The organism is Methanobrevibacter ruminantium, assembly GCF_016294135.1.
GTDB lineage: Archaea > Methanobacteriota > Methanobacteria > Methanobacteriales > Methanobacteriaceae > Methanobrevibacter > Methanobrevibacter ruminantium_A.
This window is the reverse complement of sequence record NZ_JAEDCO010000006.1, coordinates 26,088-44,461: the sequence shown is the minus strand read 5'-3', so window position 1 is coordinate 44,461 and position 18,374 is coordinate 26,088. Positions and strand designations below refer to the sequence as shown.

Annotated in this window: 19 protein-coding genes; 6 read left to right on the top strand and 13 right to left on the bottom strand. The window is 32.4% G+C overall.

The window, feature by feature from the left end; genetic code table 11:
- Window positions 1-54: 54 nt before the first annotated feature.
- From VW161_RS02900 to VW161_RS02840, 13 genes are all read right to left on the bottom strand, one after another.
- Entirely contained in the window at window positions 55-606 is a 552-nt protein-coding gene (locus VW161_RS02900; protein ID WP_304086071.1) for a hypothetical protein, read from the bottom strand.
- A 107-nt stretch (window positions 607-713) separates the two neighbouring features.
- On the bottom strand, window positions 714-1,397 hold the full coding sequence (locus tag VW161_RS02895; RefSeq protein ID WP_304086073.1) for a TIGR00289 family protein: 684 nt from the start codon (window positions 1,395-1,397) through the stop codon (window positions 714-716).
- A 42-nt stretch (window positions 1,398-1,439) separates the two neighbouring features.
- A complete protein-coding gene (locus VW161_RS02890; RefSeq protein WP_304086075.1) occupies window positions 1,440-2,021 on the bottom strand; it encodes a zinc ribbon domain-containing protein in 582 nt (193 codons plus the stop codon).
- A 24-nt stretch (window positions 2,022-2,045) separates the two neighbouring features.
- Complete coding sequence (locus VW161_RS02885) at window positions 2,046-2,870, bottom strand: hypothetical protein (protein WP_304086077.1); 825 nt, start codon at window positions 2,868-2,870, stop codon at window positions 2,046-2,048.
- Between the two features lie 270 nt (window positions 2,871-3,140).
- A complete protein-coding gene (locus VW161_RS02880; protein ID WP_304086079.1) occupies window positions 3,141-3,590 on the bottom strand; it encodes a hypothetical protein in 450 nt (149 codons plus the stop codon).
- Between the two features lie 13 nt (window positions 3,591-3,603).
- Entirely contained in the window at window positions 3,604-4,464 is an 861-nt protein-coding gene (locus tag VW161_RS02875; RefSeq protein ID WP_304086146.1) for a prepilin peptidase, read from the bottom strand.
- Window positions 4,465-4,917: 453 nt separating this feature from the next.
- Complete coding sequence (locus VW161_RS02870; protein WP_304086081.1) at window positions 4,918-5,496, bottom strand: ribbon-helix-helix domain-containing protein; 579 nt, start codon at window positions 5,494-5,496, stop codon at window positions 4,918-4,920.
- 257 nt (window positions 5,497-5,753) lie between these two features.
- Window positions 5,754-7,364, bottom strand: coding sequence for a glutamine hydrolyzing CTP synthase (gene pyrG, locus VW161_RS02865; RefSeq protein ID WP_442919851.1), 1,611 nt, complete (start codon window positions 7,362-7,364; stop codon window positions 5,754-5,756).
- A gap of 324 nt (window positions 7,365-7,688) precedes the next feature.
- On the bottom strand, window positions 7,689-8,102 hold the full coding sequence (locus VW161_RS02860; RefSeq protein WP_304093396.1) for a hypothetical protein: 414 nt from the start codon (window positions 8,100-8,102) through the stop codon (window positions 7,689-7,691).
- 111 nt (window positions 8,103-8,213) lie between these two features.
- Window positions 8,214-8,972: an ATPase gene (locus VW161_RS02855; RefSeq protein ID WP_304093394.1), complete on the bottom strand. Its 759-nt coding sequence runs from the start codon at window positions 8,970-8,972 to the stop codon at window positions 8,214-8,216.
- Between the two features lie 37 nt (window positions 8,973-9,009).
- A complete protein-coding gene (gene aroE, locus VW161_RS02850) occupies window positions 9,010-9,912 on the bottom strand; it encodes a shikimate dehydrogenase (protein ID WP_304086087.1) in 903 nt (300 codons plus the stop codon).
- A 104-nt stretch (window positions 9,913-10,016) separates the two neighbouring features.
- Complete coding sequence (locus VW161_RS02845; protein WP_304093392.1) at window positions 10,017-10,547, bottom strand: DUF2115 family protein; 531 nt, start codon at window positions 10,545-10,547, stop codon at window positions 10,017-10,019.
- A gap of 60 nt (window positions 10,548-10,607) precedes the next feature.
- On the bottom strand, window positions 10,608-11,171 hold the full coding sequence (locus VW161_RS02840) for a DUF2115 domain-containing protein (RefSeq protein WP_304093390.1): 564 nt from the start codon (window positions 11,169-11,171) through the stop codon (window positions 10,608-10,610).
- A gap of 417 nt (window positions 11,172-11,588) precedes the next feature.
- Here VW161_RS02840 and hisS point away from each other — a divergent pair, with 417 nt between their 5' ends.
- The 6 genes from hisS to VW161_RS02810 all read left to right on the top strand — a co-directional run bounded on the left by hisS (window position 11,589) and on the right by VW161_RS02810 (window position 18,276).
- On the top strand, window positions 11,589-12,899 hold the full coding sequence (gene hisS, locus VW161_RS02835) for a histidine--tRNA ligase (protein WP_304102236.1): 1,311 nt from the start codon (window positions 11,589-11,591) through the stop codon (window positions 12,897-12,899).
- 29 nt (window positions 12,900-12,928) lie between these two features.
- Window positions 12,929-13,342, top strand: a complete 414-nt coding sequence (gene hisI / locus VW161_RS02830; RefSeq protein ID WP_304093386.1) for a phosphoribosyl-AMP cyclohydrolase — start codon at window positions 12,929-12,931, stop codon at window positions 13,340-13,342.
- 169 nt (window positions 13,343-13,511) lie between these two features.
- Window positions 13,512-15,590, top strand: coding sequence for a PINc/VapC family ATPase (locus VW161_RS02825; protein ID WP_304093414.1), 2,079 nt, complete (start codon window positions 13,512-13,514; stop codon window positions 15,588-15,590).
- A gap of 77 nt (window positions 15,591-15,667) precedes the next feature.
- The gene (locus tag VW161_RS02820; RefSeq protein ID WP_304093384.1) at window positions 15,668-16,438 is read left to right on the top strand and encodes a sugar phosphate isomerase/epimerase family protein; all 771 of its coding nucleotides are present in this window, start codon (window positions 15,668-15,670) and stop codon (window positions 16,436-16,438) included.
- A gap of 87 nt (window positions 16,439-16,525) precedes the next feature.
- Window positions 16,526-17,827, top strand: a complete 1,302-nt coding sequence (locus VW161_RS02815) for a phenylacetate--CoA ligase family protein (RefSeq protein WP_304086099.1) — start codon at window positions 16,526-16,528, stop codon at window positions 17,825-17,827.
- A gap of 14 nt (window positions 17,828-17,841) precedes the next feature.
- Window positions 17,842-18,276 (top strand): acetolactate synthase, encoded by a 435-nt coding sequence (locus tag VW161_RS02810; RefSeq protein WP_304086101.1) that lies wholly within the window; start codon window positions 17,842-17,844, stop codon window positions 18,274-18,276.
- Window positions 18,277-18,374 lie beyond the last annotated feature (98 nt).

Genomic DNA, 18,374 nt, shown 5'->3' with positions numbered 1-18,374 from the left:
TAATTAAAAAAAAACAAATTATACTACTTTTTTAAAAAAAAAAATGGTAATTAATTACCATCTGTAATTGTAATAAGACGCATCATCAAAAGAATCATCAAAAGAGTCATCATAAGCGTCTGATTCATAATATGCATCATCATCGAAGTCATATTCATTGCTGTGATAAGGCCTATAATCCCTTTGGGTTATGGATGAAACCACATGAGAGACACTTGGCCCTTTTATGTGCAAATAGATCATATCATCTTCAGATGCAAAAACAAATGTTTTTACCTTATTCCTCTTATTGTAAAATCCGGTTATTCCAGAAATTGAGGTCTTATACAGTTTCTCATCATTCAACTTAAAGGAGCTGAATCCATCCATTACATTCTTATTGAAACTTGATGAATGTCTTTCCAGACTGATATTTACAAAATTCCTGCCCTTTTGAAAGTTCATGTAATTCAAGCGATTAACTTCATCCCATCCTTCATTAATCAGCTTGTATGAACTTGGGACATTGAATCCATATCCTCTCATATAGTAAGTTTCAAAACCTTTTGGCACATTCTCTTCTGCAGAAATGGAATCAATGATTATTATAGATGAGAAAAGAATCATGAAAACAAGTGAAATAGTTAATATGCTTTTTTTAAAACCTTTTGAAATAATATCACCCCAATACGTTATACTAATGGATAATTTTTGTTAAATATAAAGATTTGCAATTATTCCTTATCTACCAATCTTGCATCTGTTATATTATATGTGCCATTATTAACATGCCAATCTATATCTGCATCCAATATTTCAATTCTTTTTTTAAAGATAGGGCCATCAATAACTAATGTTTCAGCCTCTCCTCCTTCAAAAGCAAGATGGAGATATGTCTTTTCGCTGATTTTCTCAAGTTCTGCCAATGCCTCTTCATCAATGAGCCTGCCGAGCCATGATTCATCAAGACCCTCAGCAAAAACACCGCTGATGATAACCTTAAATCCGGAATCAATAACCAAATCCATATATTCCTTAGGATCCTTATGCCAATATGGTGAAATGGCTTCAATGCCAATCTCATCTGCCAATCTTTCAATTCTGGATTTTTGATAAGTGGAAAATAATGCACCTGTGTAGATAGCTTCAATTCCAAGGCTTTTCAATTGCTTAAATCCTTCCTTCAAATCTTCAAGCTCCTCTTCCTTTACCCCCGCAGTTTTGACTTCTATGATAGGAATTCCTATAGCTTCTGCCTGCAAATCGGTTAAATGGATATTCGGAACGTGAAACATGTATGACTCATCATTTTGGGACTTGATTGAAAGAAGATATTCTACATCATCCCCATTGTTTATAGCATAATTTAAAGCCATAACACTATCTTTTCCACCTGAAAATAAAACAGCAGATTTCATTATTTACACCAAATTTAGATTAATAAAAAATAGTATTAAATTTCAATTCTCTACACGATCTGCGTAATCGCCGTCTCCACCATAATTTAAATAATCGTAATCATAATCATCGGAATAATTATTGGAATCTTCAATAAAATCAGATAATCCATAACTATTTGATCTTTCCATAAATGAAGTCAATCCATTATCCGAGGAAGGCTCCGGGTCCAATTGGGCGAACATTCCAATAATAAAAAATATTATCAGTATCACTGCAAATGCTAAAAAGCATTTATTGAATGTTAATTTAGATAAAAAATCGTTACTTGATGATTTGGATGTATAATTTTTTGTGGTCTTTGGACTTGAACCAGTTGAGCTTTTGGTGCTTGAACTGGAAGGGCCTTTAGCGGTTGAAGTTGTTGAAGAAGAGGTGGAACTGGATTCAATGGCCTTAGAATCTACAGAACCTAGAGTCTTGGAAACAGAATTCTCATCAGAATCTATAGGAACAACAATACTTGAGTTGTCAGCTGATTTAATATTGTTTTCCACTTTGTAAAAGTCAAAACCGCAATTGGAACAATAACGATTATTATCATTATGTTGCTCAAAACCGCATTCCGGACAGAATTTAGACATATTATCCTCCTTTAAATAAACTAATTAACGTCTTCTTCTATTGCTTCTACTTCTAATTCTTTCTTTTTGGTCTTTTTTAAATCTTCTAGTGAATTTGGTTAAAGGTTCAACAAAGACTCCTGCAATAGCTACAGCTACTCCCACAAGCCCTGTAATGAACATTATAACATAAGTTGGAGCCAAATGATCTTCAAAATAATGTATTGTATCCTGTACAGGCCCTTCAATAGAGATTATGTTGTAATTGCTTTCATTTAAATAATCCCTGACCTCTTCCACATCATTGGAATTTACATGAACTTGTATATGGACGAAAGCGAATTCAGAGCCTACTCCAGCCCTATTGCTTAGCCAATTTACAAGAGAACCTAATGTGGTGGTTGAACTTGCAGGATTTTTTAAGTCTACAGTAACTGAATTGTTGGTTACCTTAAAGGATTCAATCTCAGAATCGCTTCTTAAATGATTCTCCACATAAATCTTTGTGCTGTTCTTGATGAACCCTGTTTTCAACTCAAATCCGTTTGTAGAAACTGAATTAACTCCATTTAAATTGCTAATCTTATTTGTTACATCACTGATGTTTGAAGTTGATGGAATGTTTAGATAAATCACTTCACTATCCAATGTAAAAAGTCCTTGAACATTACCTATAATATACGGGCTTTCTTCGTAAATAGGGTCAATGAAGAAGTATCCTCCGATAGCGCCAAGAACAAATCCTATTAAGATTATGGATACGATTTCCTTTCTACCAACATATGGAGATAGAATACCCATGGAAAAGGCAAATACCATAATTATAATGAATAGGATTACAAATATTATTCCAGTAATTAAATCCATCATAATCAACTCTTTTAACAATTTTAAATATAAATTTATCTTAATTCAGTTTTTAGAGAGTTAAATAAATTTATAAATCAATATTACATTAAATAAGTCCTAATTTTTAAAATAAAAACAAATTAATAAATTTATTTAAGTTTTAAAACAATTTTATAATAAATATTTTAAAATTAAGAATTATTATTCTAATATTATATATAAAAAACTTAATTTATATATTTTATGAAAAGAGAATTTTCTGTTAAAAAAGCATTATGAAACGGTGAAGTATTAAATCAATCTCTTTACTTCAATCACATTTGAATTCTCGTCCCATTTTACTGCAATCCTATTAAACCCTTTAGATAAATGAATGTTTTCATTTAATCCATTATAATCAAAATACCTTGTGATTTCTTGTGAATTGTCAGATAAGTTCAAATTTATCAAAGCCAATCCATTTTTGCCGTCATTATACAGTCTGATATCCACATTTCGATTAAAGTCAACCAATACAGTTCTTTTAGACCCCTTTCCAGAGGCATAGCAAAAGTCAATTGCATCAGTTATTTTAGACAGTTCGCTTTTGGAATTGATTGAATCCAATATATCATTGGAATAATCCATTGCAGTCAATAATATGGGAACAGATATTAGGCTGATGATTAAGATCACTATCATGGAACTTAAGACATATTCAAGTGACAATTGGCCTTTATTGCCTATAGAAATATTTTTCATTGTTTTTACCTAACTAAAACATTATTTTTATAAAACCTGAAATAATGGCTATGAAATCTCCAAAGAATAAAAAACCTACATATCCGAGGGTTATGAAAGGCATGAATGGAATTTCTGCCCTAATTTCAAAATCATGATTTTTGATAATGTCCATCTTGTATAATCCATTAATCAATTTTATATCCTCTTTTGTCAAACCCATACTGTTTGATGATGAGAAATAATAAATATCACCCTCATTAAATGCATTTAAATTGGTATTTGAATTGATTTTGTTCTTTAGTTCATTAATCCTATCATATGCAATCTGATTCTTGAAGTAATATTTCTTCAAGACCATTCCTTCTGATAAACTTTTAATATCTACAGTTTTAGTGGTTAATTTGCTAAACACTGAGCTAAAATCTAAAATAGATAATTTTGAATAATGTTTTAGCTTTTTATTTTTAATTGATTCATAAGAAATTGATATGAAAATCAACACCAAGGCTATTAGAATGCCATTTAGAAGTATTGAAATAATCTTTGGATAAAAAATCCATTGATTAAAGATGGGAATGTTTAAGCTTGAGAAATAATTTAAGTTTAGATTATTTAAGTCTAAAAAGGACAATCCTAATGACAATCCAATGAATAGCTTAAAGTCTCCACCTCCCCAAAATCCAATATGCCACAGGATAAATGAAATAGCTGTGATTAAAGCAGTTAAAGCTATTGAAAATATGAAAATCAATGAATTGTTAAAGCATAGGCTCAATATTGAATTAAAAATCAATCCATAGACAATTATAATCAAGCTTAATTTATTAGGAATTATTCCAAATTTCAAATCATAATAATCAGCAATTGAAAGAATTAACAGTATTACGAACAAATGTATTTGACATGATTTGATTAAAAGATGATAATTGCCAAGTGAATGATTTATAGTTAAATCCAGAATATTCCCAATAAAAATACTATTATACAAGAGGAAACCTCCAAGTCTTACTAATTAATTAGTGCAACAATCCTATTTTAGGACCCTATTTTCTATAAATAGAAATAGAAATTAATAAAATAGGATTTTTATCTTAAGAAATCAATTTAAATTATTTAAATTGTTTTTATAAGACAATTGATTATTATTTTTTCATTATATTTAAATATAATAGTTTTTTTAAGTTTTGAAGTACAAATTAATTGTTATATTTATTTTAAAATGTAAATTGATGTTAAATCGAAAAAATAAAATCATATTGCAAATTATTAATCAATTAAAAAAGTATCATCAAAATGAAAAATTATAAAAAATTTAAAAAAAATAAAAAAAGAATTATTAAAAAATCTATTTTATAAAGGAATAGGCTTCAGACAATATTACTGAAGCGTTTTCAAGCACCATTCCATTGTTTTTAAAAACGGATTTATAATCAGCATTATGTCTTATGGTGATGAATTCATAATCTTTGAATCTTGATTCGACAATAAATCGCTTTCCTTCTATCTTATAGACTGAATCATTATCCTTTGAGCGATAAACATCCAAATTATCAATTCCTCTTTTTTCAAAGAGTTCCTCATTTGAAATCTTTACAATCCTCCCTTCTTCCATAAGGTCTTTGATTATGTTTAAAACCAGTTCGAAATCAAGTTCCAGATCGATAGCTATCTCATCCAGAAAGCAATCATCATATTTTATGAAATAGCTTACAACTTCCTTCTTTGCATCAAAATAATTGATTTCTCTAAAATTAGCAACCTTATAAGTCTTTAACTGTTCCCTTATTGCTTCCCTAAGAAAGTCTGAAATGCTTAAGTAATCGCCGTTTTCTATTAGATTCATCAATTGATTATGGATGTTTATTGGAACCTTTGTAGCAATTGTTTTTCCTATTTCTTTATTATTTTTACTTATTTCGCTCATACTACCCCTTTAATATTTTTTTAAGTGAATATGTTATTAAATAGGTCTTGATTCAATATAAAATGATTTGAAATGCGAAAAAAATAAAAATTTCAATTGCACAATTGCACAAAATCACAATTGTGTAAAATCAATTAGTGAAAAAAATCAAAATTAATTTTAAAAATAGTTAAAAAATAATATAAAATTTAAAAAAAATAGTGAAAATAGAATAAAAAAAGAAAGAATTTTGATCAAACTTTTTCTAAAAGTTTGTTCTATTCTTTGTTTTCAAAAGATGCCTTTACAAATGAAGCGAACAATGGATGTGCATTGTTTGGTCTTGATTTGAACTCTGGATGGAATTGACATCCAATAAACCAAGGATGATCAGGCAATTCCACGATTTCAACCAAGAAATCATCAGGAGTTGTTCCTGCAATAACAAGACCGTTTTCAGTTAATACATCCCTGTATTCGTTATTGTATTCGTATCTGTGTCTGTGTCTTTCTTGAATCAAGTCTTCACCATATGCCTCTTTGGTTTTGGTGCCGTCAATCAATTTACAGTCATAAGCACCTAAACGCATGGTTCCACCCATATTCTTGATTTTCTTTTGCTCTTCCATCATGTCAATTACTGGGTATTCTAGGTCATCTTTGAATTCACTGCTGTTTGCACTGTCCATTCCGATTCTTCTTGCAAATTGAATTACCATACATTGCATACCTAAACAGATACCGAAAATAGGAACTTCATTTTCAATTGCATAGTCAACAGCACTTAACTTACCTTCTACACCACGGTCACCAAATCCTCCAGGAATAAGAATACCGTCAAGCTTGGAAAGTTCCTCATGGAAAGCTTTCAATTCTTCCTCATTTTCCACATCCACATCAGATGAGAGGTATACGATTTTCATTTTAGCGCCAATTTTCGCTGCTGCGTGGTGCAAGGATTCTCTGATACTTATATAAGCGTCTTCCAATTCAACGTATTTTCCCACAATACCAATGGTAACCACCGGATCTTGAATCTTAAGGGAATCTACAATTTCTGCCCATTCGTTAAGAGTATTCTTGTCATTTTCAAAATCAATTCCTAAATTAATTCTGTTGGAAATGTACTGGCCAGCGTTTTCCCTGTCCAATACTAAAGGAACTTCATAGATTGTTTGAGCATCAGGAGTGTTTACAACAGCATCAAATTCAACGTCACAGAAGTGAGCGATTTTCCTTTTCAAGTCATCATCAATAGGTTTTTGACTTCTTAAAACGATCATGTTAGGGTTGATACCCATGCTTCTAAGTTCTTTTGAAGAGTGTTGAGTTGGTTTTGTCTTGAATTCGCCAGCAGCTTCCAAGTAAGGAACGAATGTTACATGTACAAACATAACGTTTTCAGAGCCTTCCTCGTTTCTCAATTGTCTTAACGCTTCGAGGAATGGTTGGCTTTCAATATCCCCCACGGTACCGCCCAATTCAACAAGAACGACATCATAGTCATTCTTAGCGGAGATTTCACGTACCATTTCCTTGATTTCATTGGTGATATGAGGGATAATTTGAACACAAGCTCCTAAGAAATCACCTTTTCTTTCTTTGGAAATAACTGATTGATAGACCTTTCCGGTAGTGATGTTGGATATTCCTGGAAGCTCTATGTCCAAGAACCTTTCATAGTGACCTAAATCAAGATCAGTTTCCATACCGTCATAAGTTACAAACACTTCTCCATGTTGGTATGGGTTTAAAGTACCAGAATCCCAGTTTAAATATGGGTCAATCTTAATAGCTGCAACCTTCAAGCCGTAGGAACGTAATATACGGCCAATGGATGCAGAGGTAATTCCTTTTCCAATGGAACTAACTACTCCACCAGTAATTATAATATATTTTGTCAGACAAATCCACTCCTAATAAATTTAATAATTTGATTTTGATTGGAATTTCTTATAATTTTTTTATAAGAAAGTCCATAATAACTACTCAATAAAATATTAGTTTAATTTATTATATAAAAGTTATCTTATGAATCTAAAATCTGAAAAAATTTAAAGAATTTTGCTATTGTACAAATATATTAAAAAAGTGTTTAAAATAGTTTAAATCAAAAAATAAGCAAAATAAAGGCTTTAAGATAAATATATTAAAAAAGTGTAAATTTTAAAAAAAGTAAAAATAAAAAAAGAAAAAAGGATAAAAAACTGAAATCATAAAATGCTATTGAAGAATTTACCCCATTTGATTCCACGCTTATGTGCTTGAACCTTCATTTCATAAGTTTCATCAATAGCAGCATATTCTTTTTCAAGGATTTCCTCTTTAGCTTCAAAGTCATATGTAGTGTCTTTTAATTTTTCAAGGATATCCATTTCAGCAGCAATCTTAGATAAATCTGAAGATAAATCCTTATCCGAGTTTTCCATCTCGGATTCTAATTCTGATTTTCTGAGGATTAACTGTTCAAGCCTTTCTTCAAGAAGCTGATCATTGCGGACTCCATAATGGTCACGCAAATAGAAAATCAAGTCTATAGCTTCACCAATGCTCAATTCATTCTCTTGCATGATTTGATATCTTTCAAATTGCTCATCATTTAATTCTGCAGTAATTTCATTTGCCATATTAAAACCTCAAATATAATCACAAAATATTATTAAATAATTAATTAATTCGATATATATTTTTTATTCTATTTAACTATGTTTAATATTTTTCCATTATTTAAAATTTTATTACTTTTGATGACTTTCCAAAAATGAAGATGCCGCCAATACATTTTCCTTGAATTGAGGATTGATCTCAGTTAGGAATCCCATGAATGACTCTGCAATGTCTTCGTTTTCATAGTCTATTTCATATTCCTTTTCAATTCCTAAAAAGTCATTTATCCACTCTTGTGGAACATTGATAAATGGAAATATGATGTCCTTATCCTTTAAGTCAAAATCATAAATATTGGATAAGTCCAATTTCCTATCCCATTCGATTCCCTTTCCATCAAAGATATCATTCAGGATATGATTCACTTCCTGATTCAGGTTCAATGGAGAAATGACAGAATCAAAGCCATCTGCACTGATGTTTTCATCATATTCAATGAATCTTATGCCATATTTTCTTGAATAAGGCTCAATCACTATGTATAAAAACTTGTTGTAATCATTATCCATTCTTGGAATGAGAATCCTTTCCTTAGGACTTAATGACTCTGCCAATGTCTTTGAAGACCTTGAACAGATCTTTTGAAAAAGAGATGATCTTACAACCATCATATCAGGATAATGCCTGTTGAATGTTTCTCTTCTTTTTTTGGAAAACTTTGAAAAGCGGAGATTTTCTATATAAAGCTTAATGTCTCCACCATCATCAAAGAAACTGACAAAACGGGTATCAACACCTATTTGCTTTAAGAACTTCATGACATCCTTCTTTGAATCAGAAAGTTCCTTTTTTTCCTCATTCAAAACAAAACTTGATAGAAAATCATCCATATTATCACTAAAAAAAAAATTAAAATAAAAATTAAACTTAAATACCTAAAACATCCAATAATGCCTTTTCCATCACATCTGCTGGAGCATCTCTACCTAACCATATCTCAAAGCTTCTGATTCCCTGATACAAGAGCATCTCATATCCATAAACAACTTGTGCATTGGCTTTTTTAGCCTCTTTTATCAAGGATGTTTCCATAGGAGTGTAAACTATATCATTTACAACAAGACCCTCATGAAGCATATCTGCACTTGCTATTGGCTTATCATTCACATTAGGATACATTCCAATAGGTGTTGTGTCTATAAATATGTCTGAACTGTCCAATTCTTTTTTCAGATAATCCATTTCACAGCTATTTATACTAATATCAATTCCTGCATTGCTTAAATTGGATCTTAAATCATTTGCAAGTGATTCCGCTTTGGTGAAATTACGATTCAATATTGACAACTCATCAATTCCACTGCTTGCTATCTGAAATGCAACTGCCCTTGCTGCTCCACCTGCACCCGTGATAGTAACTTTTTTCTTATTTATTGAAGTTTTTTCATTAATTGCACGGAGACATCCATATCCATCAGTGTTGAATCCTTTTGTTGTAACATTGATTTCATTATTTTGATTGGATTCATTATTTTCATCAGAAATGAATTGAATAGTATTTACTGCACCAATCATTGAAGCTACTTGATCGATTTCATCAAGGTGTTTCATGACATTGGTTTTATGTGGTATTGTAACATTCAAACCTTGTATGCCCATAGCCTTTGCACCTTCAATGCATTCTTTCAATCCATTTGGTTTGACATGAAATGGAAGATAAATGTAATTTAAGTTTAAAGCATCAAGTCCAGCATTTTGCATTGCTGGAGAGAAAGTGTGTTCAATAGGATCTCCAATAACTCCCAAAATCCTTGTTTTTCCATCTACCATAGTATCACTATTTTAAAAACTTAATAATTTTATAATTATAAAAATTCCAATAATATTAATTAAAAATCCAACTGTTCAGCTATACAAAGTCTGCATACTATTAATTAAAAATCCAACTGTTCAGCTATACAAAGTCTGCATACAGAATTTGGAGTATCAATATTGGCCTCTTTAACCGGACAATAATAAACTCCATTTTCCATTATAACCTCTAATGAGCCAGGGAAAGGAGTTCCAATAGGATGAATAGGCTCATCAAGCACAAATGTAGTGTAAAGGCATACCACCAAATCAATAATTGGACTTTTGTTTTTTCTGTCTTTAGAAACAAGTTTGTAAATATCTTTTAATTTGTTTAATTTTTCTACAAAGTCATCCCTATTGAAATAATCATTATAAACAGTATCATTGCTTCTTATTTCCTTGACTCTGTTTAAGAAAAAGTCTATGTAAATCTTTTTGCTTTTTTCCTGATAGGATTCCTGAACATATTTGTTGTTTTCAATGATTTCAGCAGATATGATCATCATATCAAAAACAGAAACATCAGTAAGCTCTTCCTTTAAGACAATCATAAGATCATCCTTTGATATCTTATCATCTTCATCTATCAACACATTAAATTTTTCAAACATCCTATCACAACATGTTAATATTATATGACTATAAAATACTTATTTTTAAAAAAATAATCCCTAACTGCTGGCATTTAACTCTGGATCATAATCGATCTCACGTGAAATGCAGATATTGCAAACTGCCCCTTCAGTATTCTTTTGAGTTGCCTTGACAGGACAATAATAAAACTTACCTAACTTCTTAATCTTCAAATTGCCTGGGAAAGGAGTGTCCAGTGAATGAATAGGTTCCTCCAATATAAAAGTGGCATATAAAGAAACCAAACAGTAAATAAGCTGTACCTTATCCTTGTCAAAGTTCACGCCATCATAAACATTATGCAAATCCTCTAATGATTTTTCAAACTGTTTTTTATCAATTCTCTCCTTTTTGCCCCTGCTGTCATAATCTGTATTGTCATTTTTAATATTGTTTATATGACCAATGAATTGCTTAACATAAGCTTGACGGAAGTCATCCTGATATTTATCCTGTACAAACGCCACATCCTGAAGTATATACTGATGGGCATCCATCAAATCGAAAACAGATATCTTTTGAGCCTTTTCCTTTAAAATAGCCAACAGCCCATTCTTTGAAATCCTTTTATCCTCTAAGAGTTCATGCAATTCTTCAAACATAATTCACACTTAATTTTTTATAATAATTTATAGTATTTTATCATTTAAAGTTTTATGTATTATCAAAAATAATTTATTATAAAATCATATACTTTTTTAATCAATAATATGAGATTTCAATATATTTAGTTTAATTATTTTTTAAAAGCGTTTTAGAGAATAAATGATTAAAAACTCTAAAAAAATTATTTTTAAAGTGGTAAAGATAATAAATAATTAAAAACTCTAAAAAAATTACTAGAAATTTTATAAAAAAAGAGAAAAAAGAGTTTAAAATAAAAAAAGAGCATATAATAATTTAAAAAATATTATATAAAATAAATATTAAATATAATATTGTTAAATGATTAACTATAAAAAACATTTTACGAAAAATTAATCTGATAAAAATTACTTAAAAACATTGGAGAATCAATAATGGAATTTGAAAGACCAAGGGGAACAAGAGACTTCCTTTTTGAAGAAATGAGACAAAGGAAACACGCTGAAGACATTTTAAGAAATGTATTTGAAAACTATGGTTTTTGTGAAGTTCAAACACCTTTATTTGAAGACTTAAAACTATTCACCACTAAATCAGGAGAGGAAATTGTAGATCAATTATATAACTTTAAGGACAAGGGAGACAGAGACCTTGCCTTAAGACCTGAAATCACTGCCCCTATTGCAAGATTATACTTGAATGAGCTTCAAAAGACATCCAAGCCAATCAAGATTTACTACTATGGAAGCTGTTTCAGATATGAAAGACCTCAAAAAGGTAGATTCAGACAGTTCTGGCAATTCGGATGTGAATTGATTGGTGCAAAGACCCCTGAAGGTGAAGCTGAAGTGATAGCCATGTGCAACGATGCAATAGAAAAGCTTGGAATCACTACTGCAGAATTCAATGTAAATCACTTAGGAATAATCAGAGGATTATTCAATCACTTTGATATTGATACAGCTACACAAAGAGAGATTATGGTTGTTATCGATAAGGGTGACAAAGAGCTATTGAAAGAATCCCTTGTTGGAGACAATCCTATCATCAAGGACAAGCCAGAACTCAATGAGGTATTGTTCAAATTGATGGATATGGTTGGTGACTCTTCAATAATTGAAGCCATAGATGAACTAGTGTCTCCTTACGAAGAAACCAAAGAGGCCCTTGAAGAATTCAAGGAACTTGTAAAGACTCTTGAAAGTTTCCAAGTGTTCAATTACAAGTTAAATCTTGGTGTAGCTAGAGGACTTGACTATTATACTGGAATAGTGTTTGAGGTATATGTGGAAGGTCTTGGTGCACAAAAGCAAGTATGCGGTGGAGGAACTTACAATCTCGTTAAACTATTCGGTGGAGAAGACGTTGTCTCCACTGGATTTGCATTAGGTTTTGACAGATTGATGAATGCAATCGAGGAATTGAACGGCAAAATGGAACTTGAACCTATTGTAAGCACATATGTTGCAGCTATTTCAGACTCTACAAGACATGAAGCCTTTAAGATTGCGCAAACTCTTAGAAAAGACAATATCGCTACTGAAGTTGACTTGTCCAGAAAGAAATTCAAGAAGATTTTAGCTTATGCAAATAAGATTGGAGTGAAATATGCGGTTCTTGTTGGAGAACGTGACCTTGAAGATGGAAAAGTAACAGTCAAGAATATGAAAACTGGAGAGCAAGGGCAAATGCCAATAAATGAAGTTGCCCCTTTCATAAAAACCGCAATTGAATTCAGTAGTTAAGAATCCATGTCTAAAAAAAAGGTGAAAAAATGGAATTAAATTTCAGACTCAATATGGGTGGAGAAGACCTGGTGATTGGAATCGCCCAAGACTATGAAACTAATGAAGTGTTAATGGTGGCTTTCATGAATAAGGAAGCGGTAGAGCAAACCTTGAAGACCAAAAAGGCTCATTACTACTCTACTTCAAGAAAAAAGCAATGGCTAAAGGGAGAAAACTCTGGAAATGTGCAGACTGTTAAGGAAATGTACATTGACTGTGATGCAGATGCAATCATAATGAAGGTTGAGCAAATAGGTGCAGCATGCCATGAAGGATACAGATCATGCTTCTTTAGGCAAATAGATATTGATAAGGAGAATATTGACATTGACAATCTTACCGATGATGATATTGAAATAATCTCTGAAAGATTATTTGATCCAAAGGAAATGTACAGATAAAATTAGGAAAATCGTTAAAATATTTTATAATAAAATTATTCTCTCTATAAAAAGATTATTAAAATGAGAATTATTGAATTAATCAAACCTCAAAGGAGGTGAAAATATGAATTTTAATGAGTATGAATACAATAGCGATTATAATGATGAAGATGAATTGAATGATGAAATAAAAAGGATTGTTCCGGATACAAGTGCAATCATTGAAGGAAATGTGGAAAAGATCATTAAGGAAAAGGAATTGAACTATCCTGAAATAATCATACCGGAAGCTGTAATCTCAGAACTTGAACATCAAGCTAACAATCAAAGACCAACTGGCATCAGAGGCCTTAAGAATGTAAAGAAACTTCAGGATTTAGCTGAAATCGGTGAAATATCAATCAAAATAACCGGCAGAAGACCTACCAAATTTGAAAAGGACAATGCAAAGCTTGGAGAAATAGACGGATTAATCCGGGATGTTGCTAAAGATGAACTAGCATTACTCTTAACAAGCGATAAAATCCAAGCGAAAACTGCTGAAGCGCAGGGAATTCCTACCATATACTATGCACAGGAATATAAAGGTGCAATAGACTTGAAAATAGCCAAATTCTTTGATGATGACACAATGAGTGTTCATTTAAAGGAAAATGTTGTTCCTATGGCTAAAAAGGGAAAGCCAGGACATATTGAACTTGTGAAGCTCGCAGATGAAAAATTCACATACAAGCAGTTGGAAGCTATTGCAGAGGAAATCCTTGAAAAGGAAAGGTATGATGCAAAAACATACCTTGAAGTGGACAAGCAAGGTGCAATTGTAGTGCAATCCAGAGACCTTAGGATATCAATAGCAAGACCTCCTTTCTCAGAAGCGCTGGAAATAACTGCTGTAAGGCCTGTTGCTGAAGTCTCACTTGACCAATACCACTTATCAAGTCAATTGATTGAAAGGCTAACAAACAGTGCAAGGGGAATACTCATTTCAGGTTCACCTGGAGCAGGAAAAAGTACATTTGCACAGGCAATAGCTAAATTCTATGATGAATACCTAAACAAAGTGGTCAAAACAATGGAATCTCCAAGAGACTTGCAGGTTGGAGACACAATTACCCAATATGCACCTCTTGAAGGGGATATGGAGAACACTGCAGACATATTATTGTTAGTAAGGCCTGACTTCACAATTTACGATGAGCTTAGAAAGAACCATGACTTCAAGATATTTGCAGATATGAGACTTGCAGGTGTCGGAATGATTGGTGTTGTTCATGCAACAAGGCCTATCGATGCAATTCAAAGGATTGCAAGCAGAGTTGACTTAGGTACAATTCCATCAATCGTAGACACTACAATCTATATTGAAGACGGTGAAATATCAGCCATTTATGAAAACAAGCTTACTGTAAAGGTTCCAAGTGGAATGGAAGAAAGAGATCTTGCAAGACCTGTAATTGAAGTAAGGGACTTTGAAACAGGAACATTAGTCAACGAGATTTACACTTATGGTGAACAGACTATCGTAATGGATATTGGAATGGTGGAACAGTCCAAAAAGGCAAAGATGAATCAGGAAAAGACTCCTGTCCAAATGATAGCGGAAAGGGAAATCCTAAGAACCATGAAAAGGATAACTCCAAAGGCAGCCATTGAAGTGAGCATGGAAAGCGATAGGAGAGTAAACATTTACATAACCGAGAAATACATTCCTAAAATCATTGGAAAAGGAGGTAAAAGAATAGCTGAACTTGAAAATGAGATTGGAATCAGCATGAATGTTGAACCTCTTGAAAAGGCACCTGACAGTTTTGCTGAAAGACTTTCAAAAAAATCCGGGAAGTCCAAATCCAAAAAGGCTAAGAAAGACAAGCATAAGAAGTCCAAAAAGTCCCAATTGAAAGAGTATAATGACAATATTGATAATTACCTCATCGATGAAGGCAAAAAGGATTACAGCAATGACAATTACTATGACTTAAGCGAAGAGTCAGATGAATTTGATGATTATGAAGAAGGAGAAACCTCTGAATTCTACTATGAAGTCTTTGAGCTCTATCCTGAAATAAGAAAGGACCATATCGTATTGCCTATCGGCAAAAAATATGTCGGCAGTGCTTTTGACATTCTTTTAGAGGACAAATACCTATTTACAGCAACTGTAGGCAAAAGAGGTTATGTAAAGCTTCATAAGAACCTTGACTTGACTGAAGAAATCATAGATGGTTTGGATAAGGGATTAAGAGTTATTGCAAGAGTTAGAGATTGATAGTGGAATAACTTCTATAAACCATTATATCAATCTAAGATAATTATATTTATTAAATAATGAAAAAGAGGCAAAATATGAAAATAGGAGCTTCAATGTTGGCTACAGAGAACATTACAATGGAAGAGGCATTGGAATACTTCGATAGCAGCAAATGCATAGAATATGTAGAAATATTGCATGATTACCCATATAGAGAATTGAATGATGATGAAGAGATGATTGATATGATCAACTCATATTCCTTGGAATATACAATCCACTCCCCATTCATTGACCTGAACATCGCTTCACTGAATTCAGCATTAGCAAAACTATCAGTTAATGAAATCAAAAGGTCAATTGACTTGGCAAATATGATTGATAGTGACATTGTAGTTGTTCATCCAGGAATAGTGTCATTCAGTGGTAGAGGCAAGGAAGATATAATCTATGAAATAGCTAAGGATTCCCTAAAGGACATTGGTGATTATGCAAAAGACAATGGCGCCAATGCATGCATTGAGAACTTACCTCATATAGAAGGGTTCATGTATCATGATGTGAACTTATTGAACGAAACATTGACAGAACTTGAGCTTCCAATGACTTTAGATATTGGTCATGCCCATACTGCAGGGTTCACTCCAGATGAAATTTACTTCAACTCCATTAAACACATACATGTCCATGATAATCTTGGTGATGGTGACACACATCGTACATTAGGTGAAGGGACTTTTCCAGTAAATGAGTTCTTTGATATTTTTATTAAGAATAACTATGATGGCATCTATATGTTGGAGTTATATTCTATAGATTCAATCGAAAAAAGCATTGAATATATGAAAAATTTAGGATTGATATAAAATATTTATAGAAATTAATACATAATAGAATTAGATATTGCAATTATAAAAATTACTAAAATTACACAGAAACAAAAAGGTTAGAATATGTGGAATGAAGAAATTGAATGCATGTCAAGAGAAGACATTTTTGAACTTCAATTGAAGAAGTTGCAAGCTACTGTAAAAAGGGCATTTGACAAGATCCCATTTTATACCGAAAAGTACACTCAAGCAAATGTTTTCCCTGAAGACATAGAAACCTTAAAGGATATTGAAAAGTTGCCATTCCTTACTAAAGATGATTTAAGAGCATGTTATCCATTTGGAATGTTTGCAGTTGATAAAAAGGAAATCATAGAGGTACACTCCTCTTCTGGAACTACTGGAAAGCCTGTTGTAAGCGGATACACCCAAGGAGACATTGACAATTGGGGAGAAATCGTTGCAAGAGGACTTACCATGATGGGTCTTGATGAAGACGATATCATACAGAACACTCATGGTTACGGATTGTTTACAGGAGGATTCGGTGTTCACTATGGGGCTCATAGATTAGGGGCAACAATCATCCCTATTTCAACCGGCCAAACAAGAAGGCAAGTCGAAATCATGGCAGACTTTGGAACTACCTGCCTTATTTTCACCCCTTCCTATGGCATATACCTTGGAGAAGTGGCTAAAGAGGAAGGAATAGACTTTGAAAAACTCGGCCTTAAGGCAATTGGTTTTGGAGCTGAAATGTGGACAGCTGAAATGAGAGAGAGAATCGAAGACACATTCAAGACCAAGGCTTACAATATCTACGGACTTACCGAATTGATGGGTCCAGGTGTAGGTATGGAATGTCCTGCACAGAACGGTTTGCACATTGCGGAGGATTTCTTCTATCCTGAAATCATTGACCCGAATACTGGAAACACCTTGCCTGAAGGCACTCACGGAGAATTGGTATTGACCAACCTTGAAAGGGAAAGCATGCCTATAATCAGATTCAGAACAAAAGACCTCACTGCACTTCACTATGACACTTGTGCATGTGGAAGGACCCTTGCAAGAATGGAAAGGATCACTGGAAGATCTGATGACATGATCAAGGTTAAGGGAGTTGCTGTATTCCCATCACAAATCGAAAAGGCACTTCTTAAGGTCAGTGACATCGAGCCTCACTACCAAATCATCGTTACCCGTCCGGACATAATGGATGAAATTGAAATCAAGGTTGAAGCTTCTGAATCTCTCTTCTCAGATGACATTAAAGAGATGATCGGTGTAAAGCGTAAAATCGGCGAATACATTCAAAATGAGATTGGAATCGCAGTTAACGTTAGCCTAGTTGCACCAAAAAGCATTCCAAGAAGCACAAAAGGCAAAATACAAAGAGTAATTGACAAACGTAATTTACATTAATCAGGGGAGACAATATGTATAAGATAACACAACTATCTATATTTTTAGAAAATAAAATGGGGAAATTGTATCATGTTTTAGATTTGCTTGCTCAAAATGACATAAACATCAGAGCATTATTCTTAGCAGACACAACTGAATTTGGTATTTTAAGATTGGTAGTTCAAGACCCTATAAAAGCAAAGGAAATTTTGGAAAGCAATGATTACATCGTTAAAAACACCCCAATCATTGGAGCGGAACTAGATGACACTCCGGGCGGACTTTCATCAATCCTAAAAATCTTGAAAGATGAGGGAATAGACCTTGAATACCTTTATGCATTTACTCATGAAAAGTCTGAAAAAGCTATTCTTTTATTACAGTCCAAAGATTTGGATGAATTGGTATCAATTTTAAATGCTTATAAAATACCATTAGTGCCTGCAGAAGAAGTTTATAATTTATAATCAATTATAAACTTTATTTTCTTTTTTTAATAATTTAATATATCCATTAAACATTATTGATTGGATTTTAAAAATAAATCAAACAGAAAAAATTTTTA

Excerpts from the sequence above, each read along its gene's own strand:
- VW161_RS02820 (WP_304093384.1), top strand. The coding sequence starts at position 15,668 with ATGAAAATAGGAGCTTCAATGTTGGCTACAGAGAACATTACAATGGAA.
- VW161_RS02815 (WP_304086099.1), top strand. The coding sequence starts at position 16,526 with ATGTGGAATGAAGAAATTGAATGCATGTCAAGAGAAGACATTTTTGAA.
- VW161_RS02840 (WP_304093390.1), bottom strand. The coding sequence starts at position 11,171 with ATGTTTGAAGAATTGCATGAACTCTTAGAGGATAAAAGGATTTCAAAG.
- VW161_RS02810 (WP_304086101.1), top strand. The coding sequence starts at position 17,842 with ATGTATAAGATAACACAACTATCTATATTTTTAGAAAATAAAATGGGG.
- VW161_RS02900 (WP_304086071.1), bottom strand. The coding sequence starts at position 606 with ATGATTCTTTTCTCATCTATAATAATCATTGATTCCATTTCTGCAGAA.
- VW161_RS02845 (WP_304093392.1), bottom strand. The coding sequence starts at position 10,547 with ATGTTTGAAAAATTTAATGTGTTGATAGATGAAGATGATAAGATATCA.
- VW161_RS02880 (WP_304086079.1), bottom strand. The coding sequence starts at position 3,590 with ATGAAAAATATTTCTATAGGCAATAAAGGCCAATTGTCACTTGAATAT.
- VW161_RS02855 (WP_304093394.1), bottom strand. The coding sequence starts at position 8,972 with ATGGATGATTTTCTATCAAGTTTTGTTTTGAATGAGGAAAAAAAGGAA.
- hisS (WP_304102236.1), top strand. The coding sequence starts at position 11,589 with ATGGAATTTGAAAGACCAAGGGGAACAAGAGACTTCCTTTTTGAAGAA.
- VW161_RS02890 (WP_304086075.1), bottom strand. The coding sequence starts at position 2,021 with ATGTCTAAATTCTGTCCGGAATGCGGTTTTGAGCAACATAATGATAAT.
- hisI (WP_304093386.1), top strand. The coding sequence starts at position 12,929 with ATGGAATTAAATTTCAGACTCAATATGGGTGGAGAAGACCTGGTGATT.
- VW161_RS02885 (WP_304086077.1), bottom strand. The coding sequence starts at position 2,870 with ATGATGGATTTAATTACTGGAATAATATTTGTAATCCTATTCATTATA.
- VW161_RS02895 (WP_304086073.1), bottom strand. The coding sequence starts at position 1,397 with ATGAAATCTGCTGTTTTATTTTCAGGTGGAAAAGATAGTGTTATGGCT.
- VW161_RS02870 (WP_304086081.1), bottom strand. The coding sequence starts at position 5,496 with ATGAGCGAAATAAGTAAAAATAATAAAGAAATAGGAAAAACAATTGCT.
- aroE (WP_304086087.1), bottom strand. The coding sequence starts at position 9,912 with ATGGTAGATGGAAAAACAAGGATTTTGGGAGTTATTGGAGATCCTATT.
- VW161_RS02860 (WP_304093396.1), bottom strand. The coding sequence starts at position 8,102 with ATGGCAAATGAAATTACTGCAGAATTAAATGATGAGCAATTTGAAAGA.